The organism is Streptomyces sp. NPDC086549, from assembly GCF_044746205.1.
In the GTDB taxonomy this organism is placed as follows: Bacteria; Actinomycetota; Actinomycetes; order Streptomycetales; family Streptomycetaceae; genus Streptomyces.
The window spans coordinates 1-24216 of the sequence record NZ_JBIVBS010000019.1 but is presented as its reverse complement, the minus strand read 5'-3'; the positions used below and the strand labels follow the sequence as shown (position 1 = coordinate 24216).

Below are 24216 nucleotides of genomic sequence, written 5' to 3'. Positions count from 1 at the left end.
GGTCTGGTAGGGGAAGGGCTAGCCGCGAAAAACGCCGCAGAGGACGGTATGGGACTGACCACCTCTCGCCCCCTGATGGCCTATCAGAAAACGTTGTGATGCCGACAACTACGCATCTCTCCCGATCCGATTGACCCTCCCCCCACGTTCTGCGTATGGTCTACACAGTACCGCGTGCGCCGCACGCAGTAAAAAGCTCGATCCGATCACGGGAGGCATCGAACATGCCTGAAGTCACTCGCAAGGCCGGCCGGAAGGAGTGGACCGCACTAGGTGTGCTCATGCTGGCCCTGCTGCTCGTGTCGATGGACATGTCGGTGGTGTACTTCGCCGTTCCCAACATCACTGAACAGCTTGAGCCCAGCGCCACCCAGCAGTTGTGGATGTTCGACGCCTACAGCTTCGTGCTGGCGAGCCTCTACATCACGATGGGCGCCGTCGGTGACCGGATCGGCCGCCGCAAGCTGTTGATGCTGGGTGCGCTCATCTTCGGCATCGGTTCGGTCCTCGCGGCCTACAGCCAGAGCTCGGAGATGCTCATCTTCGCCCGCATCTTCCAGGCCGTCGGCGGTGCGACTCTTGAGCCCACGGCCATGGCGCTGCTGCGGGTGATGTTCCACGACCCGAAGGAGCGCACCAAGGCCGTCGCCATCTTCGTCGGCACGCTCGGCATGGGTGTGACCGCCGGTCCGGTGCTCAGCGGTCTGCTGCTCGCGCACTTCTGGTGGGGTTCGATCTTCCTGATCAACGTGCCGTTCATGTTGATGCTGCTGGCCACCGCCCCGATGCTCCTGCCGGAGTCCAAGATCCCACGGGCCGGCAAGTTCGACCTGCTGGGATCGCTGCTCACCATCGTCGGTCTGTTCCCGCTCATCTACGGCATCAAGGAGATCGCGGCCAACGGGACCGACTCGCTGCGCCTGGCCTGCATCGGCGTCGGCGTGGCCAGTCTGATCGCCTTCGCCATCCGGCAGCGCGCCTCCGATCACCCCATGCTGGACATGGCGCTGCTGCGCCGCCGGGCCGTCAGCGGTGCGGTGATCACTAAGCTCATCGGCTCCTTCGCCCTGATCGGCTTCACCGTCTTCACCGCGCAGTACCTGCAGTCGGTCCAGGACCGCACCCCGCTGAACGCGGCGCTGTGGAGCCTGGTGCCCTCGGTGGGTGTCGCCATCGTCCAGCCGGCCACCGTCGGGTTCCTGGAGAAGGGCGTGCGGCGGTCCTCCATCACCGCGGGCTGCTTCGCGATGGCGCTGGGCGGCTTCGCGATCATGACGCAGCTCGACGCCGGCTCGCCGCTGTGGCTGATGCTGGTGGCGATGAGCCTGCAGGCCGGCGGTCTGGTCTCGGTCCTGGGTCAGTGCACGGACATGCTGGTCGCCAACGTCAGTGAGGAGGAGGCCGGTTCGGGCACCTCGGTGCTGGAGACGGGCTCGCTGCTCGGCGGTTCGCTCGGTATGGCCCTGCTCGGCAGCGTCGGCGCCTACGTCTACGGCAACGACGTCAAGGACAAGCTGCCCAGCGGTCTGCCCAAGGAGGCCTACAACGCGGCTCCCGACACCCTGGGCGGAGCGATCGTCGCGGCGCAGAAGATGCCCGGCGAGACCGGTCACACGGTCCTCAAGGTGGCCCGCGACGCCTTCACCCACGGCCTCAACCTGGCGGCCGTCGTCGCCGGTGGCGTGGTCATCCTGGGCATGGTCTTCGTGACCATCGTCCTGCGGAAGGTGCCCAACGCCCCGCTGGCCGACCAGGAGTCCGAGTCCATCGTCGTCGCCCAGCAGACGCCGGCGTCCTGGCAGGCCGGGGCCGACAGCCCCGCGCAGGCCGCGATGTGGTCGGACCAGAGCCAGCCGCAGAGGTACTGACACCGGTTCCCCATCAGCAGGTATCAGCAGGCACGGGTCTCCGCGAGGCCCGTGCCTGTTCCTTTGGTGCCGGGTCCGGTTGACGGAGACCCTTGTACTGCGTACGCTATAAACATGAAAGCGTGCGACGCACGCAATGGTGGGCGCCTCGGATGTCCGCCTTTGGACCACGGTTCCGTCGATCGCTCGTGTTCCCCCGTCCGACGATCGGCACGAGGGCTTGACCCCCGCTTCCTGGCGGGGGTCAAGCCCTCGGTCGTACACCGTGGCCGCTGGGCTAAATTGTGATGACGATTTGTCGGCACAGCCGGAGAAACAGAGCCGGGAGAAGGCGGGCGCATATGGGTAACGACAGTGTCATCGGCCTGCCGGCGAGCATCGAAGTGGCCTGGGGACTTCGGGAACCCTCCCAGAAGGGGCCCAAGCGCGTTCTGAGTCTGGGCCGCATCGTGGACACCGCCGTACAGATCGCGGAATCCGAGGGGATCGGCTCCATTTCCATGAGCCGCATCGCCAAGGAGCTGAATTCCTCGACGATGTCCCTCTACCGCTACGTGTCCGCCAAGGACGAGCTGCTGCCCCTGATGGTGGACGCCGCCTTCGGTCCGCCCGTGCCCCACCCGAACCCGAAGCCGCACTGGCGGGCGGGGCTTGAACACTGGAGCCGCTCCTACCTGGCCGTACTGCGCCGGCACTCCTGGGTGGTGCGCATCCCCATCAGCGGCCCGCCCTCGACGCCCCACCAGATCGCGTGGGCCGAACAGGGGCTGTGCTTCCTGCAGCGCAGCGGCCTCACCGAGGCCCAGAAGATGTCCACGATCCTGCTTCTGGCCGGCCTGGTCCGAAACGAGGCACAACTCGCCGAAACCTACGAGGCCTTCTCGAAGGCCGGTGCCGACGGCGCCGAATCGATGCTGGACTACCGCCGGCTCATCGAGAAACTGGCGGACGCGGACCGTTTTCCCGCCATCAACGCGGTGATGGAAGCGGGTGTCTTCGACAACTCCGACGGCGAGGACGCGGAGTTCGACTTCTCCCTGAACTGCGCCCTGGACGGAATCGAGGCGCTGATACGGCGCCAGCGGCGGGAAGTCCGGCAGGCGAAACGGAGCGAGTGACCCGGTAGGCCCCTCATTCCCCGGGGTGCCACTCCTCGCTCGCCGCCAGGAGGTCTGCGGCCCAGTCGGCGAGCAGCGCCCGCCCGGTGCCGGCGGCCGCCCCCGTCGGATCGCCGAGCACCCCGTTGGCGGTGACCGCCCGCAGTCCGCCACGCCGCAGTTCGGGCAGTACGGCCGACAGCGGCCGGGTGTCGCCCGGCACGGACCGCTCCCGGCGCACCGTGGCGGGCCGCAGCGCCAGCATCGCCGACGTCTCGTCCCGCCCGGCATGACTGTCGGAGGGATCCCCGGCCGGCTCCCAGAAGTGCGCCCGGCGTCCCTCACCGCGCAGCCGGGCCACCGCACGCCGTACCGGTACCGCGTTTCCGCCGTGCGCGGAGACGAACGCCACCGCGGCGAACGCGTCGGCGGAGCGGCCCAGTTCGGTCAGCAGCAGCTCACAGGCCGTCCGGCCGATCGACAGGGTGCCGGGGAAACCGGCGTGCTCGCCGCTGGAGCCGTAGTGCACCGGCGGCGCGAGCACCACCCATTCCCGCACCGCCGCCAGCCTTTCCGCGAGCGCGAGCGCGATGTCCGTGTCCACGGTGAACGGCAGATGCGGCCCGTGCTGCTCGGTCGACCCCACCGGCACCACCAGCACACTGCGCCCGGCCACGTCGGCCACCTCGGGCCAGGTCAGCTCGGCGAGCCTGCGCGGTCCCTTCCTGTCCACCGCCCTCACAGCCGCCGTACCCCGTCCCGCCCCGGCCAGGGCGAGGTGTCTGGGCGCAGGGGTGCCAGGGTGCGGTGGCGCAGAGCGCCCCACCAGACGCCGGCACCGTAGGCGAGGTCGTCGGCGATGCGGGCGGTGAGCCACTGGGGGAGGGGCAGCGGGGGGCGCAGTTTGCGCCAGTCGGTGATGTGCCGGGACCACGCGGCGGCCAGGAGCAGCCTCCCGTTGCGGGAGGCGGCGAGGGCGGGCACCGCCACCGGCCACCACGACCGGGTGACCGCGTCGGCGAACAGCCGGCCCGCTCCCCAGTGACCGCGCAGGGCCAGGGCGACGGACTCCTCGGCCGGCACCCCCACGCCGTGCAGCTTGCGCGGCAGCAGCGACGCCGTGATCAGGGCGGTCCCGGCGGCCGCGGCCGGCCGCCCGGCGGCGACCGCAGCCCAGCACGCCAGCGTCCACGGCGACACACGCAGCGGCGTCGCCGCACCGCCGTGGCGCAGTGCCAGCGGCGCGGCCGAGGTGCCGTAGTCGAAGCGCTGACGCGCCCACGCCGACCAGCGGGAGCGGGGCGCGTGCCGCACCTCGGACGCCGGTTCGTAGCGCACCAGCTGCCCCCGGTCGGCCAGCCGCCACACCAGGTCGACGTCCTCGCCGAAACGCATCGACTCGTCGAAACCGCCCAGTGCGCGCAGGGCGGAGAGCCGTACGACGAGGGCGGCCGTGGGGACGTAGCCGACCCGGCTGCCGGGACGGACCACGGCGGGCAGCGGGCCCAGGTCGAGGGGGGAGCGCTCCTGTTCGTACCGCTCCAGCGCGGTGCCGCCCGGCCGGCTGCGCACGCGTGGCGCCACCGCGGCCACGCGCGGGTCCGCGAAGTGCGGCAACAGCGCGTCCAGCCAGCCCGGTTCGGGCACCACGTCCGCGTCCAGGAACGCCACCAGCTCCGTACCGGCCCGTTGCCAGCCGCTGTTGCGCGCGGCGGCGGGGCCGCGCGAGGCGGGGTGCCGCACGGTGGCGCCCGGCAGCGGCACGGCGGAACCGTCGTCCACGACCACGGCACCGGCGAGGCCCGCCAGTGCCCCGAGGGTCGCGGTCACCTCGGGGCGGTCACGGACCGGGACCACCGCGGTGACGTCGGCCGCGGTGAACGGGCCCGCCTCGTACCGCGGATGGACCAGTCCGGCGGAGACCAGCTGGCCGGCCAGCCGCCGCTGCCCCGGCCGGTCGGCCACCGCCGCCCCGTCCAGCCAGCCCTCCACCAGCCGCGCCCCGGCCTCGGTCAGCCGCAGCACCCGGTAGGGCGAGCCGCCGAGCAGGGTACGGCCGCCGGACAGGCGGCTGAGGGACGGGTCCGGGGTCAGGCGCAGCCGCGGGAAATCCTCGGTGCCTTCGGGAGTCACGGTGCTCATGGCATGAAACCTCCGTCCGCGTGGACGACCGTGCCGGTGATGGCGGACGCCTCCGGGCCGCACAGCCAGCACACCGCTGCCGCCACCTCCTCCGGCTCCAGCAGTCGGTCGAGCAGCTGGTGCCGGGCGAACTCGGCGGTGTCCTCAAGCCCGTAGAGACCGGCGCTGGCCCGCAGCATCGCGGTGCGGGTGGAACCGGGGGAGACAGCGGTGGCGGTGATCCCGGTGCCGCGCAGGTCGGCGGCCAGCCCCCGGATCAGGCCCACCACCGCGTGCTTGGCCGCGTTGTACCCGGCCAGGTGCCACAGCCCGTGGTGGGCGGCCGCCGAGGCGAGGGCGACGAACCGGCCGGAGCGCGGCTCGGGCTGGGCCAGGAGCCGGGGTACGGCGGCGCGCGCGAGGTTGGCCACCCCGCGCACCCCGATCTCGAACAGGGCGTCCCACTCGCCGTCGGTGGTCTCCCACAGCGGCCGCCCGCCGACCATCACGGCCGCCGCGGCCACGGCGGCGTGCAGTTCCCCGGAGTGCCGGCGGGCCAGTTCGACCGCGGCCTCCAGCGCCGCCTGATCGCGGACGTCGGCCACCATCGGCAGCACCGCGTCCGGCCAGCGGTCCGCGAGGGCGTCGAGTTCCTTCTCGGTGCCCAGCGGGTAACCGACGCCGGGCAGGTCGCGGCACACGTCCACGGCTACCACCAGCCAGCCGTCCGCGGCCAGCCGCTCCACCACGGCCGCGCCGATGCCGCGCGCGGCCCCGGTGACGACGGCCGTGCGCCGCCCGGATGCGGTACGGCGCGGGGCGGCTGGGGATGCGGGATCCATGCTCCAAGTCCTTTCTCGGCTACGCCTCCATCCTTTCCGGCTACGCCTCCGCGCCGTGCTCCCGCAGATGCGCGAGCAGCAACTCGGCCGCCTCCTCGGGGGAGTCGGGGGTCACCACACGGGGCGGGGTGCGCGGCGGGGCGAGGGCGCCGGTGAGGGCGAGCAGCCGCTGCCGGGTGCCGCCCTCGGGGCCGGGCAGCACCTTGGCACGCGGCCGGTAGGGGCGCACCCGGCCCGCCCGCACGGCAGCTCCCTCCGGGGCGGTCACCCGCACCACGGGGATCTCGGCCCGGCGCGCCGCGAGGGCCGTGGCGAGGGGCGCCCGGCGCGGCCGTACCGTCCCCGGCTCGACCGAGCACACCGCGGGCAGCGGCACCTGAAGCTCCTCGGCCCGTCCACCGTCCAGCCGCCGTACGGCCCTCAGCCGCGCCCCCTCCGGCACGACGTCACCGACCGACAACTCCACCAGCCCCAGCGCTTGCGCCCATCCCAGCCGAGCGGCCAGGTGGGCCGGTGTGGCGCCGGTGCCCCGGTCCACGGAGCGGTCGCCGCACACCACCACGTCAGGTGTCCGGCCCCGGGAGGCGAGGCCGGTCAGCAGACTGTGGGCGGTGGCCGCCTCGTCGCCGTCGGGGCCCTCGACACGCAGCGCCTCGTCGGCGCCGGCGGCCAGCGCCTCGCGCAGCATCTCCTCGGCCCCGGCGGGACCCACGGTCACCGCCAGACAGCGCCCGCCGAGCCGTTCGGCCAGCCGCAGCGCGTGCTCCAGGGCGCACCGGTCCGCCGGGCCCGCCCCGGCCGCGTACGGCGCGGTGGGGGCCGTGCCGGTCAGGGGGTGCGCGGTGACGCGCGGGTCCGCCCAGCGCAGCGCGACGGCCACCAGCACGGCGCTCACCCCTGCCGGAAGGCGACGCCGTGGCCGCCCTCGGGGTAGGTCCAGGAGATGGCGCCGGGGGCGTCGCAGACCTGGTAGCAGGTGCCGCACTCGAAGCACTGCTCGTAGTTGAAGAGGATCCCGCCGTCGCCGGTGGGCACGAACAGGTCGGCGGGGCAGGAGTGCACGCAGGCGCGGACCTCGCAGGAGCGGCACACGTCGGTGTCGACCGTGATGTGCGCCTTCTCGGCGACGCGGAAGTCCACGGTGGCCATGCGGTCCTCGAAGGAGACGCCGGGGCGGGCGTCGCCGGTGGGTGTCTGGGTCATCCGAAGGACCTCGTTCCGGTGAACGCGTCGGACAGCAGGTGGCGCAGCCGCACGCCGCGCCGGCGGGCCGCGCCCGTCAGGAGCCGGCGCAGGCCCGGCTTGGGACGCGGGTTGTCGACCGTGAAGAACCCCTGGGCCACGTCGCACAGCAGCCCCGGGTACGACTGCTGCACCCGGTCGGAGAAGACCAGTCCCGGCACCCGGCGCAGCCTGCGATGGTCGGCCAGGACGAAGGACTCCTCCAGCAGCCTGCGGTAACCGGCCAGCCCCGCACGGGAGGTGTCCCCGGCGGTGACCGCCGCGGCGGCGGCCCGGCCGGCGTACATGCCCGCGCCCAGCGCGTAGTTGACGCCCTCCAGCCAGACACCGGCGGCCAGGCACATGGCGGCCGCGTCGCCGGCCACCAGGATGCCGTCGCCGGTGAGCTCGGGCATGGTGTCGTAGCCGCCCTCGGGGATCAGGTGGGCGGAGTACTCCTTGAGTTCGGCGCCGCGCAGCAGCGGGGCGATCGCCGGGTGCTCCTTCATCCCGGCCAGCACCGCCTCGGGGCGGGTGCCGGACGCGGCGAGCCCGGTGAGCGACAGCACCACGCCGACGCTGACGGACTCCAGGTTGGTGTAGAGGAACCCGCCGCCGGGGATGCCGCCGGTGCAGCCGAGGACCTCGATGTCCTGGCCGTGCCGCCCGCTCAGCCCGAACCGCTCCTCGACCACCTCGCGGGGCAGGGCGAGGGTCTCCTTCACACCCAGCGAGGTGTGCTCGGCCTGCTTGCCCGGCACCTTCGCGAACAGCCCCGCCTCCTTGGCGAGGAAGGAGTTGACGCCGTCGCAGGCGATGACGATCCGGGCGGTCAGGTCGCCGTCGGGCCGGTCGGTGCGCACCCCGGTGACCCGGCCGGCCCCGTCGCGCAGCAGGCCGGTGGCGGTGGTCGCGGGCACCAGGACGGCACCGGCGTCCTGGGCGAGGGAGGCGAGCCAGCCGTCCAGCTCGGAACGGAAGGCGGTGGCGCCGTTGTACGGGGGGCGGCCCCAGTCCTCGGTGCGGAAGTCGACGGTGAGGGCCTGGTGTCCGGTGAGCATCATGGTGGAGCGCCGGGTCACCCAGCGCTGCACGGGCATGTGCTCCCACCAGTTGGGTACGAGCTCGTCCAGGATCCGCCCGTACACGACACCGCCGTACACGTTCTTGGCACCCGGATACGGTCCGCGCTCCAGCAGCGCCACCGACATCCCGGCCCGGGCCGCCTCCAGCGCGGCGGCCGAACCGGCCGGGCCCGCGCCGACGACGACCACGTCGAAGGCGGGCGCGCCGTTCGTCTCAGGCGGCATCGCGCGCCTCCCCGCCGTCGGCGCCGGCGGCGCCGGCGGTGAGCAGCCGTACCAGGGCGGCGAGCACGGCGGGCGCGTCGGCCACGATGCCCAGGTCGGCCATCGCGGTCATGGGGCAGTACGGGTCCGTGTTCACGCTCACCACATGGCGCGGCGAGCCGAGTCCGCCGGTGTGGTGCGGGGCGCCCGAGACGCCGAAGGCGACGTACAGGTCGGGGTCGACCGTGACGCCGGTGGTGCCGATCTGCCGGGCGTACTCCAGCCAGCCCGCGTCGGTGACCACCCGGGTGGCACCCACCGCCATGCCCAGGGCGGCGCCGGCCTCGGTGAGCAGGGCCACCGCCTGCGGCCCGCCGAGCCCGCCGCCCGCGCCGAGCAGCCGCCGGGAGCCGGCCAGGTCACCGGCGTCGGCCGACGCGTCGAGGGCGGCGACGTGCACCGCGTCCGGTACGCCGCCGGTGTCGTACGGCAGGGTCAGCCCGGTCGTCTCCGGTGGCCCGGGCACCGGTGCCGCACCGCGCACCCCGGGCTCCAGCGTGGCCACGAACGGCCCGTCCACGGTGAGTTCGACCAGTCCGCTCCCGCCCAGGCGCAGCACGTCGGCCCCGTGCGGCAGGACTTCGAGGGCGCCCGCCAGCAGCGGCCGCCCCAGCTCTACGGCCAGCCGGGGCGCCAGGTCGCGCCCGTCGGGAGAGTTGGGCAGCACCACGGTGTGCACCGGCGCGAGCACCGGCGCGAGCGCGACGGCCAGGGCCGCGGGCGCGGTGCCGCTCTCAGCCAGCCACACCCGCCGGGCGGCGACCAGCCCGCCGGCCGCCGCACCGACGTCCGAACCGGCCACCACCACGGCCCCGTCGGCCTCGGCGACGGCCTCGTCGGCGCCGAGCGGCAACACCCCGTCCCGCACGACCAGCACGGCGACCCGCGACGCAAGCACGGCGTTCACAGCGCCGCCCCCGCCCGGTGGCCCTCGACGACCGCGGCGTGGGCGCGGCGCGGGGCGAGGCAGTCGCCCGCGCGGTGCACGGGGAACGGCGCGTCCCTCAGCGCGTGCCAGAGGGCGTCCTCCGGCGTCTGCTGCAGCGCGCAGACCACCCAGTCGTAGTGCTCCTGCGCCATGGTCCCCGTGGTGTGCGTGAGGATGTCCAGCTCCACGGCCCCGTCCCCCTCCCCGCTCGGCCGGGCCCCCATCACCACCTGGTCGGTGGCGTGTCCGATGCCTTTGGCGTGGGCGCGCACGGTGTACGTCTCCAGGTCGAGCGTGATGCCCAGGTCCTGCCCGACCACCATCCCGGGCGTGCTGATCCGCACCCGGCAGCCCCGGTCGGCCAGCACTTCGGCCACCGAGGTGGCCTGGTGGAAGCCGAGTTCGTCGACGACGAGGACCCGCTGCCCGGCCACCGGCGCGGCGCGGCCCTCCAGGACGTCCCGGACGTCCACGATCCGCTTCAGCTCCCCCGCCCAGTGGGGCGGTTGGGGCCGGGCCCCGGTGGCGAGCACGACGGCGTCGGGCGACTCGGCGCGCAGCGACTCGGCGGTGGCCTCGACGCCGGTGCGGATCTCCACCCCGTGGCGCAGGCACTCGGCCAGCAGATTGCGTACGACGTCGAGGAACTCGGCGCGGGTGGGCGCCGTGGCGGCCGTCGCCACCTGGCCCCCGGTGGCCGCCGAGCGCTCGTACAGCGTCACCTCGTGCCCGCGCCGCGCCGCCGTCGCCGCCGCCTGCAGCCCGGCCGGGCCGCCGCCGACGACCAGAACGCGGCGCGGCCGCGGGCCCGGGGCGGGCAGCGGCACCGCCTCGCGCCCCGCGCGCGGGTTCTCGATGCAGCCGAGCCAGCGGTTGAGGCCCATGCGGCCCACGCACTCCTGGTTGCAGGACAGACAGGTGCGGATGTGCGGGGTGTGCCCGGCGCGGGCCTTGGCGGCGAAGTCGGGGTCGGCGATCTGTCCGCGCACCACGCCGACCAGGTCGCAGTGCCCCTCGGCCAGGGCCCGTTCGGCCTGCACCGGGTCCTTGATGCGGCCGACGCCGATGACCGGCAGCCGTACCGCCTTGCGGATGGCGTTGGAGACGAACAGGGCGTAGCCGGGCGGCACCGACATCGACGCCTCGATCATGTAGAGGGTCGAGGTGGCCACGCCGATCGAGGTGTTGATGTAGTCGACCTTGCCGGTGGCCTCCACCAGCCGGGCCGTCTCGACGGCCTCCTCGATGGTGGTGCCGCCGTCGAGGAGCTCGTCGCCGCATATCCGCACGCCCAGCACCCGCTCGGGGCCGATGGCCTCGCGCACCGCGTCGACGATCTCCAGCAGGATCCGCGCGCGGTGCTCCAGCGGGCCGCCGTAGGCGTCGGTGCGCAGGTTGGTGGCGGGGGACAGGAAGCCGCGCACGATCGAGGAGTGCGAGCACTGGAGTTCGACCCCGTCGAAGCCGCCGTCCGCGCAGTGTCCGGCCACCGTGCCGTACCCGGCGACGATCTCGGCGATCTCCGCGGTGGTGACCGCCTTGGGCACCTCCCGGAACAGCGGGTCGGGCACCGGCGAGGGCGCCCACACCGGCAGCCGGGAGTACATCGAGGAGGCCTGGCCGCCGTTGTGGTTGAGCTGGGCGAGGATCGGGGTGCCGTGCGCGTGCACCGCCTCGGTGACACGCCGGTAGCCGGCCACGACCTCCGGCCTGAAGCCGTGGATCAGCTTCTCGTACGGCCAGTCGGTCGCGTGGGTGGAGTGCTCCTCGGTGATGATCAGCCCGGCGCCGCCGGCCGCCCGCGCCGAGTAGTACGCCGCGTGCTGCTCACTGGGCAGGCCGTCCTCGGCGTAGTTGGTCAGGTGCGCGGAGAACACGATCCGGTTGGCCAGCGTGAGCGGGCCGAGCCGGAGTGGTGAGAACAGCAGCCTGAGCCGGCTCATCGGGCCGCGCCCCCTTCCGCGCCGCACAGCGCGAGGGCCGCGCGCCGGCCCTCCAGGAGTGCCTCGTGCACGGTGCGCGGCGCCACGCAGTCGCCCGCGCGGACGGCACCGTCCGGGGCGTCCAGGGAGGTGTCGGGCAGCCGGTGCCCGCAGTGCACCACGGCCGCGCACTCCACCTTGTGCTGCTCGCCGGTGATGACGTCCTCCACCAGGGCGGAGTCCGCGAGCACGGCGCGCAGCACGGTGCGGCGCAGCAGGCTCACCCCGGCGCGCCGCAACCGCGCGTGGGCGTCGGCGAGGTCGCCGGTGAGCGCCAGCTGGGTGCCGGCCACCTGGTCCTGGGTGACGATCGTGACGGCCCGGCCCCCGTCGGCCAGCCGCTCGGCGAGGGCGACGCCGGTCGCGTCCCCGACCGGGTCGTCGACCAGCACGGGGCCGTCGGGCAGTTCGGCGCCGGCCGCCAGCAGTTCGGCGGCCTCCAGGACCGTACCGCCGTCGACGTCGTACCGGCGCGGGCCGGGGCGCGATCCGGTGGCCAGTACGACCCGGCGGCCGGCCAGGTCCTCGCGGCCGGCGGCGGCGCCGGTGCGTACGACGACGCCCAGCCGCCGTACCTCCGACTCCAGCCAGTCCAGCAGCGGTGTCCAGCGCTCGCCCGCGATCCGCAGCAGGCCGCCGAGCCGCTCCGCGCGTTCCACCAGTTCGACGCGGTGTCCGTGCCCGGCCAGTACCCGCGCGGCCTCCAGCCCCGCGGGCCCGCCGCCCACGACCAGGACGGCGTCCCGCCGTGTGCCGGACGTCCCGGGAGGCACGCCTTCGGGCCTCCCGGGAGCATCCGCCTCCCGCTCCGCAGCGGCCTCGGTCACCGGCTCCCGCCCGCGGGGGAATTCGGGCGGGTCCTCGGTCTCGTGGCCGCTGCGGGGGTCCACGGCGCACGAGACCACCGGGTTGCGGTTGTCCCGTACGCGGCACTTCTGGTTGCACAGCACACACGGCCGCACCCGCTCCGGGTGGCCGGAGCGCACCAGCGCGACCAGCTCGGGATCGGCGATCTGGGCGCGGGTCATCTCCACCAGGTCGGCGACCGAGTCGTCCAGCGCGCGCTGGGCGTGCGCGGGGTCGGTCACCGAGCCCTGCAGCACGACGGGCACCGCCCCGGCCACCGCGGTGCGCACGGCGGCGCACAGGTCGGTGTTGAAGCCGGGCGGGGTGTGGAAGTCGGGCCGGGTGGCGGAGGTGGACATGGCCGAACCGCGCACCACCACCAGGTAGTCGAGCAGCGGGGCCAGCTCGCGGGCGAAGTCCTCGGCATGCTGCGGGGTGATGCCGGCCCACGGCGCGAGCTCGTCGCAGGACAGACGCAGTCCCAGCAGCCGGCCGTCGCCCACCGCCTCGCGCACCGTGTGCAGCACCTCCCGCACCAGCCGGAGCCGGTCGGTGCCGTAGGCGTCCTGGCGCTGGTTGGTCAGCCCGGACAGGAACTGGCGCAGCAGGCTGTACTGCCCGGCCTCGATCTCCACCCCGTCCAGCCCGGAGCCGGCCGCGAGCCGGGCGGCCGCCCCGAACCCCTCGCGCAGCGCGGCGAGTTCGGTCTCCTCCAGCTCCATCGGCAGCTCCCGGCTCACCACGTCGGCGACCCGGGACGGCGCCCACAGCGCCGACTGGTGGTACGCGGAGGAGCCCTGCGATCCGGCGTGCCCTAGGGAGGCCACCACCAGCGTCCCGTACGGCGCGCAGGCCGCCTTGGCGGCCGCCCAGCCGGGGCCGCAGTCCGCGGCCAGCGGGGCGCGCTCGTAGGGCCAGTCGGAGGGGTGCACGCTCGCCGTCTCGGTGACGATCAGTCCGGCGCCGCCGGCCGCGCGCCGCGCGTAGTAGGCGACGTGCCGGTCCGACAGTTCCCGGCGGCGGGCCAGGTTGGTCTCGTGCGGCCCGAACACCACCCGGCTGGGGGCGGTGCGCGGGCCCAGTGCGACGGGCTCGGTCAGACGCATGGTCACGCCGCCCCCGGGCGGCCGGGCGCGAACCCGGCCAGCGGGTCGGTGTCACAGGCCCGGTCGGGCACGGCGCCGGGCGGCCGGCGGCCGATGACCACCGGTACCGGTCCGGAGCGCGTGCGGTGCGAATGGTCGGCACCGGGCCGCGGGGCCGTGCCCGCGCCGACCGCGGCCAGCGCCCGCTCCCCGTTGCCCTTCACGCACTCGGGGTCCGGTCCGTCCAGCGGCAGGCCGGTGAAGAACTTCGCCGCCATGCAGCCGCCGCGGCAGGCGTCGTACGCCGAGCAGGCGGTGCAGGCGCCGCCGGTCTGCGGGGAGCGCAGCTCGGCGAACAGTGCCGACTCGCGCCACACGGCGGTGAAGCCGCCCGGCGAGCGCACGTTGCCGGCGAGGAAGGTGTCGTGGATGGCGAACGGGCAGGCGTAGACGTCGCCGACCGGGTCGATCAGGCACACCACCCGGCCCGCCCCGCACAGGTTCAGGCCCGGCAGCGTGGCCGGGCCGAGGGCGTTGAGGTGGAAGAAGGAGTCGCCGGTCAGCACGTGCTCGCCGTGCGCCAGCAGCCACTCGTACAGCGTGCGCTGCTGCTCGGCGGTGGGGTGCAGCTCGTCCCACACGTCGGCGCCGCGCCCGGAGGGCCGCAGCCGGGTGATGCGCAGCTGGGCGCCGTGGGCGTCGGCGATGGCCTTGAAGTCGTCGAGCTGGCCGGCGTTGTGCCGGGTCACCACCACGCTGAGCTTGAAGTCGCGCATGCCCGCGTCGGCGAGGTTGCGGATCGCGGCCATCGCGGTGTCGTACGAACCCGGACCGCGCACCGCGTCGTTGACCTCGGCGGTCGCCCCGTCCAGGGAGATCTGCACGTCGACGTAGTCGCTCGCGGCCAGCCATTTCGCCCGCTCGGGCGTGATGCGCACGCCGTTGGTGGAGAACTTCACGCCGACGTGGTGGGCGGTGGCGTACTCGACGAGCTCCCAGAAGTCGGGGCGCACGGTGGGCTCGCCGCCGCCGATGTTGACGTAGAAGACCTGCATGCGCTCCAGCTCGTCGATCACGGCCTTGCACTCGGCCGTGGTCAGCTCCCTCGGGTCGCGCCGGCCCGAGGAGGACAGGCAGTGCACGCACGCCAGGTTGCAGGCGTAGGTCAGCTCCCAGGTGAGGCAGATGGGGGCGTCGAGTCCGCTCTCGAAGTGGTCGACGAGCTTCACGCTGCTTCCTCCAGGCGGTCGGCGGCCGGCTCCCCGGGACGGGGTTCGATCAGGCCGCCCGCGGCCAGACCGGCGAGGGCGCCGAGGTAGGCGGTGCGCTGCCCGGCCGGCAGCCCGGCCGCCTCCAGCGCCGCGTGCACGTCCGGGTGGTCGGCCAGCGACCGTACGACCGCGACGAGTTCGGGGGTCTTCAGGAAGCACAGCCGGCGGGTGCCGAAGTGGTAGGCGAGGGCTCCGAAGGGCTCCGGGCGCAGCGCCACGCTGGGGGAGCACCGGTAGGGGCGCTCGGGGGTGAACACGACGGCCTCCGGTCAGTAGACGCCGCACATACCGTCGATCGACACCTCTTCGACGAGCAGCTCCTCGGTGTACTCGGCCTCCGCCGTCGTCTCCTCGACGTCCATGGCAGATCCTCCCTCCGCTGCGTGTGGCACGGTCCTGGAAGGAAATGGTGCGCGAGCCCACCGAAAACGAACACCCCTAGAAAAATAGGGGTGGTGCAGCGCCGAGTGCCTGGAATTCACGCGGCCCGGCCGGATTTCCGATCCGTTTGAGTCGCGGCGTCCACCGCGTCCCATTCCGCGCGCGGATCACCGGTGATCGCGCGCAGCGCCAGGGAAAGCTCACCGCCGGTCGGGGCGGATTCCGGGTCGATCAGCCACTGGGCCATGACCCCGGTGATCAGCGCCTGGTGGAAGGAGCCGACCGCGCTGGCCGTATGCCCGTCCCGCTTTTCTCCCGTTGCGTCCGGCAGGATTTCGCCCAGGCCGACCCGTGCCTCCGTCATCCCTTTCACCAGCGCCGCGCGCACCTCGGGAGAATGCCCAGCCTGGGTGATCGCCTCGAAATTCGCCGCCCACAGTCCGCGGTGCCGGTCGAACAGCTCCGTCACCTTGGTCCACAGGGCCTCGACACGCTCGTGGGACGTGCCCCCGCCGCGCGTGCCGCGGACGAGCGCCGCCTTCAGCGCCGCACCCCACTCGACGTTGGACTGGATCAGCGCCTCGTTGAGCAGGGCCTCCTTGGAGCCGTAGTGGTAGCCGATGGAGGCGAGGTTCGTGCCCGACGCCGCGACGATGTCGCGGGCCGTCGTGCGCGCGTATCCCTTTTCGGCCAGGCACTGCTTCGCGCCCTGGAGTAAAGCCTCGCGATGTCCCACCCCAGGCAGGGTCCGCTCTTCGGCGCTCCCTGAAAACCCCCTAAAGCACTGGTGCGGGAAGGCTAGGGGGTCCGGCGGGGCCGCCCGGCCGGTGCGGGGCGGGACCTGTGGATCCAGGGCGGGCCTGCCGAAGCTAAGGGGCAACTAGGGGTTAAGAGCCCGACGGCCGGACACCACACTGGCCCCCATGAAGAATGAGAACCGGACGAAAAGCGCCCTGGTATTTCCGGGGATGGGGCCCTCCCCCTTCGCTGAAGTCGGCAAGTTCATGCTTGTCAACCCCTTCGCCCGGGAACTCGTCGCGGAAGCCGACGACACCCTCGGCTATTCACTCTTCGACCGTTTCCGGGAAGCGGAGGGCGACTACTCGGTCCACGCCCAGGTCGCCTTCTTCGTGAACTGCCTGGCCCTCGCCCGGTGGGCCGAGGCCGAGTTCGGCGTCGAACCCGCCTTCGTCACGGGACCGAGCTTCGGCGGCAAGGCCACCGCCGTGCGCTCCGGCGCCCTTTCCTTCGCCGACGGGGTCCGCCTCACCGAACGGTTCGCGCACTGCCTCGACGCGTTCTTCGCCGAGGAGTACCCCGAGGACGTCGCCACCCAGTCCTTCACCCGCACCTCCGGCACCGCCCTCGACGAGATCCTTGCCGAACTGGCCAACGAGGACGAGTGGTACGACGTCACCTGTGTGGTCGACGAGGACTTCCGCATGCTCACACTGCGCGCCTCCCGGCTCGACTGGCTCCAGCAGCGGCTCCGCGCGGCCGGCGGACTGCCGCTGTACGTCATGCGGCCGCCCATGCACTCCGCGGCGTTCGCCGCGCTGCGCGCCCGGGCGGCCGTCGAGGTGATGGACGGCCTGGAGTTCCGGGACCCGACCCTGGCGGTCGTCTCGGACCAGGACGGCACCCTGCTGACCACCGGCGAGGAGATCAGGGACCTGCTGCTCGACTGCTGCGTCCGCGCGGTCGACTGGCCGACCGCTCTCGGCTCCCTGCGTGACCGGGGCGTCGGCACCCTCTACGTCGCCGGGCAGGACGCCCTCTTCGGCCGGGTCGGCGTCGCCACGAAGAACTTCAAGGTCGTCCCCGCCAGCCCCCGCCTGGCCCTGCGCCCGAAGCGCCGCCCGACGGCAGTGGCGGCCTGACGGGGTTTGCCGGAACCCGCGCCACCCCCGACGGGAACGCACCCCGTCCCGCACCGCCCCGCACCGCGCCCCGCGCGTGCCGAGTCCCTCGGCCGCGTCCCTTCCGGAGGAACCATGACCCAGCAGCACCCCGGCGGCCTGCACGAACGCTTCCTGCGCGGACTGGCCCTCTCCGCCGCCCGCCCGGCCCTGCGCATCGGCTCCGAGACGATCACCTACCGGGACCTGCACCGGCAGGCACTCACCTGGGCGGGCTCCCTCTGCGGCTCGAAGGCCGTCGGCATCCTGGCGGGCAAGACCGTGACGGCGTACGCGGGCATCCTCGGCGCCCTGTACGCGGGCGCCACCGTCGTCCCGCTGCACCCCGACTTCCCGGCGGCCCGCACCCGGCACATGCTCGAACTGTCCGGCGCCACCGCGGTGGTCGCCGACGAGCGGGGCCGGGCCGTCCTGGCCGGCCTGGGCGACGACGTGCCCGCGCTGGAGGTCGTCGACCCCACCCCGGACCGCGCCCTGGCCGCGCCGCGCACGGGCACCTCGCCCGGCGACACCGCGTACATGCTGTTCACCTCCGGCTCCACGGGCCGTCCCAAGGGCGTGCCGATCAGCCACGGCAGCACCCGGCACTACTTCGAACTCCTCGACGCCCGCTACGACTTCACCCCCGACGACGTCTTCTCGCAGACCTTCGACCTGAACTTCGACTGCGCGATGTTCGACCTGTTCTGCGCCTGGGGCTCCGGGGCTACCGTCGACGTCACCCCGCAGACCGCCTACCTCGATCTGCCGGCCTACCTCGACGGGCACGGCATCACCGTGTGGTTCGCCACGCCCAGCGCCATCTCCCTCGTCCGCCGCATGGGCGGCCTGACCCCGGACGCACTGCCCGGCCTGCGCTGGAGCTTCTTCGCCGGCGAGGCCCTGCGCGCGCACGACGCCGTCGACTGGCAGGCCGCCGCGCCCGCCTCCACCCTGGAGAACATCTACGGGCCGACCGAGCTGACCGTCACCATCACCGGCCACCGCTGGGACCCCGCGACCTCGCCGGAGCGCAGCGTCAACGGACTGGTCCCCATCGGCGCCGTGCACCAGGGCCACGACCACGTCCTGGTCGACGAGGACGACCGGGAGACCCCCGTCGAGGGCGAACTGCTCATCACCGGCCCGCAGATGTCGGCCGGCTACCTCGACCCCGCCGACGACGCGGGCCGCTTCGTGGAGCGCGACGGCCGCCGCTGGTACCGCACCGGCGACCGGGTGCGCCGGCTGGCCGACGGCGAGCTGGTCTACCTCGGGCGCCTCGACTCCCAGGTGCAGGTCCAGGGCTGGCGCGTGGAACTCGCCGAGGTCGAGCACGAGCTGCGCTCCTGCGAAGGCGTGCAGGACGCGGTCGCCGTGGGCGCCACCACCCCGTCGGGCACCGAACTCGTCGTCTACTACACCGGCGATCCCCGACCCGCCGCACGACTCGCCCGCGCCCTGCGCGAACTGCTGCCCAAGGGCATGCTGCCCCGCCGCTTCGAGCACGTGCCGGAGTTCCCGCTGAACTCCAACCGCAAGGTGGACCGCAAGGAGCTCACCCAGCGGGCCACCGCCCTCCTGGCCCAGCCGACCCGCCCGGCCGCCTGACCGGCATCCCGCTCCGCCGCGCCCCGGCAGCGGCGGTGAGCCCGCGGTGAGCGTGCGGTGAGCGCCGCTCGCCAGGGTGATGTCCACACCGGCTCCACCGGGGAGACGGGCGGACATGACAGGAGCGGGACCATGGGCGAACTGACCGGCAGGACGGCACTGGTGACCGGCGCGTCCCGGGGCATCGGCCGGGCCGTAGCACTGCGGCTGGCGGCCGAGGGCGCGTGTGTCGCCGTGCACTACGGCACCGACGCGCACGCGGCCGAGCAGACGGTGGCGCGGATCGAGAAGGAGGGCGGCAGGGCCTTCGCGGTACGGGCCCGGTTCGGCGCCCAGGACGCGGTGGACCGGCTGTTCGAGCAGCTGACCTCGGGCCTGGCGGAACGCGGACTGAACGGGCTGGACATCCTCGTCAACAACGCGGGCATCAGCTCCGGGCACCCGATCGCCCACGTCACCCCCGAGGAACTGCGGCAGCTCTTCGAGGTCAACGTCAGCGCCCCGTTCTTCGTCACCCAGCGCGCGCTGCCGCTGCTGAAGGACGGCGGCCGCGTCATCAACATGGGCTCGACGGCCAGCCGCTTCGCCGTCTCCGTCCAGATCGGCTACACCCTCACCAAGGCGGCCCTGGAGGCCCTGGCCCCGACGCTCGCCAACGAACTCGGCCGACGCGGCATCACCGTCAACACCGTGGCCCCGGGCGCCATCCGCACCGAGCTGACCGCCGGCTACCTGGACGTCCCCGAAGTGGCCGCCGAGCTGGAGGCCATGACGGCCCTGGGCCGCCTCGGAGACCCGCAGGACGTCGCCGACGTAGTCGGCTTCCTCGCCGGCCCCCGCGGCCGCTACGTCACCGGCCAGACCATCGACGTCTCCGGCGGCACCTACCTGGGTCCGATCATGCCCGCGTGAGCCGACGCCCGACCCGCCCCCGATGAATAATCACCGGCATGCGGTTTTCCATCCTCGGCGAGACCCGGGCCCGGCACGACGACGGAACGGAACTCCCGCTGGGCGGACCGGCCCGCCGGGCGCTGCTCGCGCTGCTGCTCGTCAGCGCAGGCGAGACGGTGCCGGCCGACCGCCTGGCCGAGGAGGCCAACCCCGCCGGCCCCCAGTCCGCACACGCCCTGCAGTCCCAGGTGTCCCGGCTGCGCTCGGTCCTCGGTCCCGCCGCGCCCATCGAACGGTCCGGCGGGGGCTACCGGATCGTCGTGCCGTACGACGCCGTGGACGCGGGCCGGTTCGAGCGGCTGGCCCGGGGCGGCCGCGACGCCCTGGGCACGGGCGACCCCGGTCGGGCCACGGCCCTGCTGCGCGAGGCACTCGGGCTGTGGCAGGGCCCGGCGCTGGCGGACCTCCCCGAGTCGCAGACGGCGCGGGCCGCCGCCGTACGCCTGGAAGAGCTGCGGCTCGCCGCACTTGAGGACCGCCTGGAAGCCGACCTGCGGCTCGGTGAACACCGCACGGCGATACCGGAGTTGCGGGAGCTGACCAGACGCCACCCGCTGCGGGAGCGGCCGGCCGCCCTGCTGATGAGGGCGCTGTCCGCCGAGGGCGGCCAAGCCGCGGCGCTGGTGGTGTACGAGGCGACCCGACAGCACCTGGCCGAGGAATTGGGCGCCGACCCCTCCCCCGAACTCGCCGCCCTGCACCAGGAGTTGCTCCGCTCCGACCCGGCGCCGAGCCCCGCCCGGCCCCCCTCCCAGCTGACCGCGCTCGTCGGGCGCGACACCGAGGTCGACGCACTCGGCGCACTGCTGCACCGGGCCCGCCTGGTCACGCTGACCGGACCGGGCGGTGTCGGCAAGACCCGGCTGGCCGTCGAGGCCGCCGCCGGCACGCCCGGCGAGGTGTGCTTCGTCCAGCTGGCATCGCTGCGCGACGACACGGCCGTACCGCAGGCCCTGCTCGGCGCGCTCGGCCTGCCCGGAAACGGCCTCCACCTCGGCGCGGACGGTCCCTCACCGGCCGACCGCCTGGCCACCGCGCTGTCCGACCGGCCGTTGCTGCTGGTCCTGGACAACTGCGAGCACCTCCTGGAGGCCACCGCCACACTGACCGCCCGGCTGCTGGCCGCGTGCCCGCGCCTGCGCGTCCTCGCCACGAGCCGCGAGCCGCTGGGCATCATCGGCGAACACCTGCACCCGGTACGGCCGCTCGACCCCGACGCGGCCGTCCGCCTCTTCACCGACCGGGCCGCGGCCGTCCGCCCTGGCGTCGCCGCGGCCCCGGACACCGTACGGCGCCTGTGCGACGCCCTCGACAACCTGCCGCTGGCCATCGAACTGGCGGCGGCGCGCCTGCGCACCCTGGCCCTCGACGACCTCGCCCGGCGGCTGGACGACCGGCTCGGGATGGCCGCCCGCGGCGGCCGCACCGCCGACGGACGGCACCGGACCCTGCGCTCGGTGGTCGCCTGGAGCTGGGAGCTGCTGCCCGAACCCGAACGCCGGGCCGCCCGCCGCTTCGCCGTCTTCACCTCGGGCGCGACCGCGTCCACCGCACTGCGGGTGTGCGGCACCGACCCGGACATGCTGGAATCCCTGGCCGACAAGTCCCTCCTGGAGACCGCCGACGGCCGCTACCGCATGCTGGAGACCGTCCGCGCCTACGCCGCCGAGCAACTCGACGCGGCCGACGAACCCGGCACCGTCCGCCGCGCCCACGCCGAGCACCTCCTGGACCTGGCCCGCACCGCCGACCCGCACCTGCGCGGCTCCGCCCAGCTCGACTGGCTGGCCCGGCTCACCGCCGAGCACGACGACCTCCTGGCCGCCGTCCGCTGGGCGGTCGGAGCCCCCGAACCGGCCACGGCCCTGACCCTGCTCGCCGCCGGCGCGCACGCCCTGTGGATCCGCGGCATCCCCGCCTGCGTCGCCCCGTACGCCGCCGCCCTCCTGGAGACTCTGGACGGCGAACCCCCCGCCGGACACGACGAGGAGTTCGCGATCTGCGTCCTGCTGGCGGCCTCCGGCACGGACGGCCGCCAGGTCTGGCACCGGCATCGGGCCCGCGCCGAGGCGGCCCTCGAAGCCGTCTGGTCGGGCACCGGGCAGGGCCGCCATCCGGCCGCGCTGCTGCTGTGGATGCTGCGCAATGCCGCCGACGGCGACGCGCACCGCGCCCACGCGCTCGTCTCCGCCCGGCGCGACGACCCGGACCCCTGGGTGCGGGCCGTCGCCCAGTACGTCACCGCCTTCGGCGCCCTCGGCGAGGACGATCCCGCGCGTGCCGAACACGCCCTCCACACCGCTGCCGAGACCTTCCGCGCTTTCGGCGACCGCTGGGGCACGGCCCTGACCCTGGACGCCCTGGCCGCACTGGCCGGCGGCCGCGGCGACCACCCGGAAGCGGTCGCCCGCACCGACGAGGCACTCGCCCTCACCGAGCGGCTCGGTGCCCCGGCGGACACCGCCGACCTCCTGGTCACCCGGGGCGACCACCTGGCCGAGGCCGACCTCGCCGCGGCCCGCGCCGACTACACCCGGGCCGCGGCCCTGGCCCGCCGCGTAGGCAGCCCGGCCTGCCTTGCGGCGGCCCTGCGCGGACTCGGCGACCTGGCGCTGCTGGAAGGGGACCCGGCCACGGCGGAGCGCCTGTACCGGGAGGCGCTCGAACGGCTGGACGCGCGCTGGGTCAGGAGCATCGGCGACCGGGTACGCACCCTTGCCGGACTCGCCCGCGTCGCAGAGGCCCACGGTGACGGGCCCACGGCCCGGTTGCGCTACCGGCAGGCCGCCGAAGCGGTGACCGTGCCCGGTACCACCGCCCCGGTCGTCCTGCGGCTGCTGGGCCTGCCGGAGACGGTCCACGAGGCCGTCCGCCGGGGCTGACCCGGCACCCGCACCACCGCTGTGCTCGGTCTGTGCCCCGTCCGCAGGGTGGTGCCGGCACCACCCCCGGCCGGAGCCCAGACCCATGGCCGCTCGTGGCCCGGTGGAGCGATGCTCGATGCACCGGCCGGAACACCGGGCCGGAGCACCGAGCGGGACCCCGTCGAGAGGAGAAGACCATGCGTGTCGTGCCGGGTGAGGGAGTGACCAGCACCGCTCTGGCGAACGGTCAGATCGCCCTGCGGGCGAAGGGCCGCACGGAAGGATTCCGCTGCACGCCCCTCGCCGCCACGATGTGGTTCGCGCTGCGCCACAGCGACGGCTTCGTGGACCTCGCCGTCGACTCGCTGGCGCACCTGTGGGACACCGACCGGGACAAGGTCCGTACGGTGATGGACGCCTGGTCCCGCGAACTGATCACCGAGGGCTGGCTGCAGCCGGCCCTCTAGACAGGGCTGAGCTGCGGGCGCACCCGGTCCAGGAGCAGGGCGAGGAACCGGTCGGGATGTGTGTACGCCGCGAAGTGCGCGGCGTCCTCGACCAGTTCGAAGTGCTTGACGGGCGCCTCGACGTCGTCGAAGAAGCGACGGGCCCGACCGGGCGGAGTGACCAGGTCGTGCGCCCCCTGGAAGACGAAGAACGGCACCTCGAAACGCGTTCCGTCCGCCCAGTCGTCGAAGGTGGCGGTGTCCGGGAAGATCCGCGCCGACAGCTTCATGCCCTGGAAGAACGCGGACAGGTCGGGCAGCGAGTGCAGCGGCGAGAACCACAGCGACGGCAGCACCGCCGACTTCAGGGCGGCGAAGCTCTCGGGGTTGCCGGCCATCACATAGCGGTGGTAGAGGGCGTGTTGCTCCGCCGTCCAGACGCGCTGATCGGGCCCCATGGCCTCCACTTCGGCGACCTGCTTGTCCCGGCCCGCCGCACGCAGCCGCTCCAGCAGTTCCTTGTACGCGGATCCGTCACGGCCCCCGTCGTAGATGTTCTGGTCGATCCCCACGTACGCGGAGAAACGCTCGGGGTGGTCGCGGATCAGCCGCACACCGAAACCCGTGCCGAGCGAGTGTCCCACCAGCACCACGCGCTCGACCCCGAGCCGGGCGCGGACGTGGTCGACGACCTCCAGCGCGTCCTGGTACAGCCGCTGGTAGGTGAGCTCACCCTGCCCCTGTGCCCCGCCGCGCCGCAGGGTCTTTCCGGCGCCGCGCATGTCCCAGCGCACCAGCGTGAAGTGTTCCTCCCACGCCCGGGTCCGGGCGGTGAATATCGAGGTGACCGAGCCGGGCCCGCCGTGCACTTCCACCAGCACCGGGTTGGACACGTCGTCGCCGCGGACCGAGAGCCACTGCTCGATCCCGCCGATCCTCGTGAAGTACTGCTCGTCGACGCCACGGTCGCCGTCGACGCGTAACAGCCGGGCGTCCCGCCCCCGCACCAGGGACCGATGGACGAGGACCCCCGCCGCCGAAGCGGCCACCCCCACACCGGCCACCTTGGTCACAATCCGTCCGAACACGAACCCACCCACTCACTGTGTGTCAGAGAACGTCAAGGTGATCGCTATCCAAGTCGTGTCGCAGCCGTACGACAACCCACCGTTGAGCCGCCTACGACGACACAAGCGCCCCTCTAACGAGCCTGACTAGCCTCTGGCCAGGTGTACGACCGACCCGGCATCGCCAAGGGGCTGCCGCCCCGTAACGACAGGAGCCGACACACGTATGACTGTGGAAACCACCGCGCCCCCCATGACGGGGAGTTCACCCGCCAAGGAGATCCGCCGCGTCGACCGGGTGATCATCCGGTTCGCGGGGGACTCGGGTGACGGTATGCAGCTCACCGGTGACCGGTTCACGTCGGAGACGGCGTCCTTCGGCAAC

The 24216-nt window shown here is 73.7% G+C and carries 21 protein-coding genes; 7 read left to right on the top strand and 14 right to left on the bottom strand.

Features of this window, described 5'->3' with window-relative positions; all coding sequences use genetic code 11:
• Window positions 1–224: 224 nt before the first annotated feature.
• Window positions 225–1868, top strand: coding sequence for an MFS transporter (locus tag ACIPSA_RS41170; protein ID WP_402644722.1), 1644 nt, complete (start codon window positions 225–227; stop codon window positions 1866–1868).
• A 341-nt stretch (window positions 1869–2209) separates the two neighbouring features.
• Window positions 2210–2986 (top strand): TetR/AcrR family transcriptional regulator, encoded by a 777-nt coding sequence (locus tag ACIPSA_RS41165; RefSeq protein ID WP_402644719.1) that lies wholly within the window; start codon window positions 2210–2212, stop codon window positions 2984–2986.
• A gap of 13 nt (window positions 2987–2999) precedes the next feature.
• Here the strand turns inward: ACIPSA_RS41165 and mftE are convergent, their stop codons facing one another.
• The 13 genes from mftE to ACIPSA_RS41100 all read right to left on the bottom strand — a co-directional run bounded on the left by mftE (window position 3000) and on the right by ACIPSA_RS41100 (window position 15727).
• A complete protein-coding gene (gene mftE, locus ACIPSA_RS41160; protein ID WP_402644717.1) occupies window positions 3000–3698 on the bottom strand; it encodes a mycofactocin biosynthesis peptidyl-dipeptidase MftE in 699 nt (232 codons plus the stop codon).
• A gap of 5 nt (window positions 3699–3703) precedes the next feature.
• Window positions 3704–5107 carry a mycofactocin biosynthesis glycosyltransferase MftF gene (mftF, locus tag ACIPSA_RS41155; protein WP_402644714.1) on the bottom strand — a complete coding sequence of 468 codons (1404 nt, stop codon included), beginning with the start codon at window positions 5105–5107 and terminating at the stop codon, window positions 3704–3706.
• Entirely contained in the window at window positions 5104–5928 is an 825-nt protein-coding gene (locus ACIPSA_RS41150) for a mycofactocin-coupled SDR family oxidoreductase (RefSeq protein ID WP_402644711.1), read from the bottom strand. The genes mftF and ACIPSA_RS41150 overlap by 4 nt, the downstream gene beginning before the upstream one ends.
• 40 nt (window positions 5929–5968) lie before the next feature.
• Complete coding sequence (locus ACIPSA_RS41145) at window positions 5969–6823, bottom strand: mycofactocin-associated electron transfer flavoprotein beta subunit (protein ID WP_402644708.1); 855 nt, start codon at window positions 6821–6823, stop codon at window positions 5969–5971.
• A complete protein-coding gene (locus ACIPSA_RS41140) occupies window positions 6820–7131 on the bottom strand; it encodes a ferredoxin family protein (protein WP_402644706.1) in 312 nt (103 codons plus the stop codon). Before ACIPSA_RS41140 ends, ACIPSA_RS41145 begins: the two co-directional genes overlap by 4 nt.
• Window positions 7128–8459 carry an FAD-dependent oxidoreductase gene (locus tag ACIPSA_RS41135; protein WP_402644704.1) on the bottom strand — a complete coding sequence of 444 codons (1332 nt, stop codon included), beginning with the start codon at window positions 8457–8459 and terminating at the stop codon, window positions 7128–7130. Before ACIPSA_RS41135 ends, ACIPSA_RS41140 begins: the two co-directional genes overlap by 4 nt.
• Window positions 8449–9405 carry a mycofactocin-associated electron transfer flavoprotein alpha subunit gene (locus tag ACIPSA_RS41130; protein WP_402644701.1) on the bottom strand — a complete coding sequence of 319 codons (957 nt, stop codon included), beginning with the start codon at window positions 9403–9405 and terminating at the stop codon, window positions 8449–8451. Before ACIPSA_RS41130 ends, ACIPSA_RS41135 begins: the two co-directional genes overlap by 11 nt.
• Window positions 9402–11369, bottom strand: coding sequence for a mycofactocin system FadH/OYE family oxidoreductase 2 (locus ACIPSA_RS41125; protein WP_402644700.1), 1968 nt, complete (start codon window positions 11367–11369; stop codon window positions 9402–9404). The genes ACIPSA_RS41130 and ACIPSA_RS41125 overlap by 4 nt, the downstream gene beginning before the upstream one ends.
• The gene (locus ACIPSA_RS41120) at window positions 11366–13360 is read right to left on the bottom strand and encodes an FAD-dependent oxidoreductase (RefSeq protein ID WP_402644962.1); all 1995 of its coding nucleotides are present in this window, start codon (window positions 13358–13360) and stop codon (window positions 11366–11368) included. The genes ACIPSA_RS41125 and ACIPSA_RS41120 overlap by 4 nt, the downstream gene beginning before the upstream one ends.
• 2 nt (window positions 13361–13362) lie before the next feature.
• The gene (gene mftC / locus ACIPSA_RS41115) at window positions 13363–14568 is read right to left on the bottom strand and encodes a mycofactocin radical SAM maturase (RefSeq protein ID WP_402644697.1); all 1206 of its coding nucleotides are present in this window, start codon (window positions 14566–14568) and stop codon (window positions 13363–13365) included.
• The gene (mftB, locus tag ACIPSA_RS41110; protein WP_402644694.1) at window positions 14565–14867 is read right to left on the bottom strand and encodes a mycofactocin biosynthesis chaperone MftB; all 303 of its coding nucleotides are present in this window, start codon (window positions 14865–14867) and stop codon (window positions 14565–14567) included. The genes mftC and mftB overlap by 4 nt, the downstream gene beginning before the upstream one ends.
• Window positions 14868–14879: 12 nt before the next feature.
• Window positions 14880–14972 (bottom strand): mycofactocin precursor MftA, encoded by a 93-nt coding sequence (gene mftA / locus ACIPSA_RS41105; protein WP_402644692.1) that lies wholly within the window; start codon window positions 14970–14972, stop codon window positions 14880–14882.
• 116 nt (window positions 14973–15088) lie between these two features.
• Entirely contained in the window at window positions 15089–15727 is a 639-nt protein-coding gene (locus tag ACIPSA_RS41100; protein ID WP_402644690.1) for a TetR/AcrR family transcriptional regulator, read from the bottom strand.
• Between the two features lie 187 nt (window positions 15728–15914).
• On the opposite strand from ACIPSA_RS41100, the gene ACIPSA_RS41095 reads away from it, so the two are divergent.
• The 5 genes from ACIPSA_RS41095 (at window position 15915) to ACIPSA_RS41075 (ending at window position 22785) form a co-directional block, all read left to right on the top strand.
• Window positions 15915–16871, top strand: a complete 957-nt coding sequence (locus ACIPSA_RS41095) for an ACP S-malonyltransferase (RefSeq protein WP_402644687.1) — start codon at window positions 15915–15917, stop codon at window positions 16869–16871.
• A gap of 114 nt (window positions 16872–16985) precedes the next feature.
• Complete coding sequence (locus ACIPSA_RS41090) at window positions 16986–18500, top strand: AMP-binding protein (protein ID WP_402644685.1); 1515 nt, start codon at window positions 16986–16988, stop codon at window positions 18498–18500.
• Window positions 18501–18632: 132 nt separating this feature from the next.
• The gene (locus ACIPSA_RS41085) at window positions 18633–19412 is read left to right on the top strand and encodes an SDR family NAD(P)-dependent oxidoreductase (protein ID WP_402644682.1); all 780 of its coding nucleotides are present in this window, start codon (window positions 18633–18635) and stop codon (window positions 19410–19412) included.
• A 38-nt stretch (window positions 19413–19450) separates the two neighbouring features.
• The gene (locus ACIPSA_RS41080) at window positions 19451–22336 is read left to right on the top strand and encodes an ATP-binding protein (protein WP_402644679.1); all 2886 of its coding nucleotides are present in this window, start codon (window positions 19451–19453) and stop codon (window positions 22334–22336) included.
• Between the two features lie 179 nt (window positions 22337–22515).
• Window positions 22516–22785, top strand: a complete 270-nt coding sequence (locus tag ACIPSA_RS41075) for a PqqD family protein (protein ID WP_402644676.1) — start codon at window positions 22516–22518, stop codon at window positions 22783–22785.
• Here the strand turns inward: ACIPSA_RS41075 and ACIPSA_RS41070 are convergent.
• Entirely contained in the window at window positions 22782–23852 is a 1071-nt protein-coding gene (locus ACIPSA_RS41070) for an alpha/beta fold hydrolase (RefSeq protein ID WP_402644673.1), read from the bottom strand. The two genes, ACIPSA_RS41075 and ACIPSA_RS41070, sit on opposite strands and share 4 nt — an antisense overlap.
• Window positions 23853–24216 lie beyond the last annotated feature (364 nt).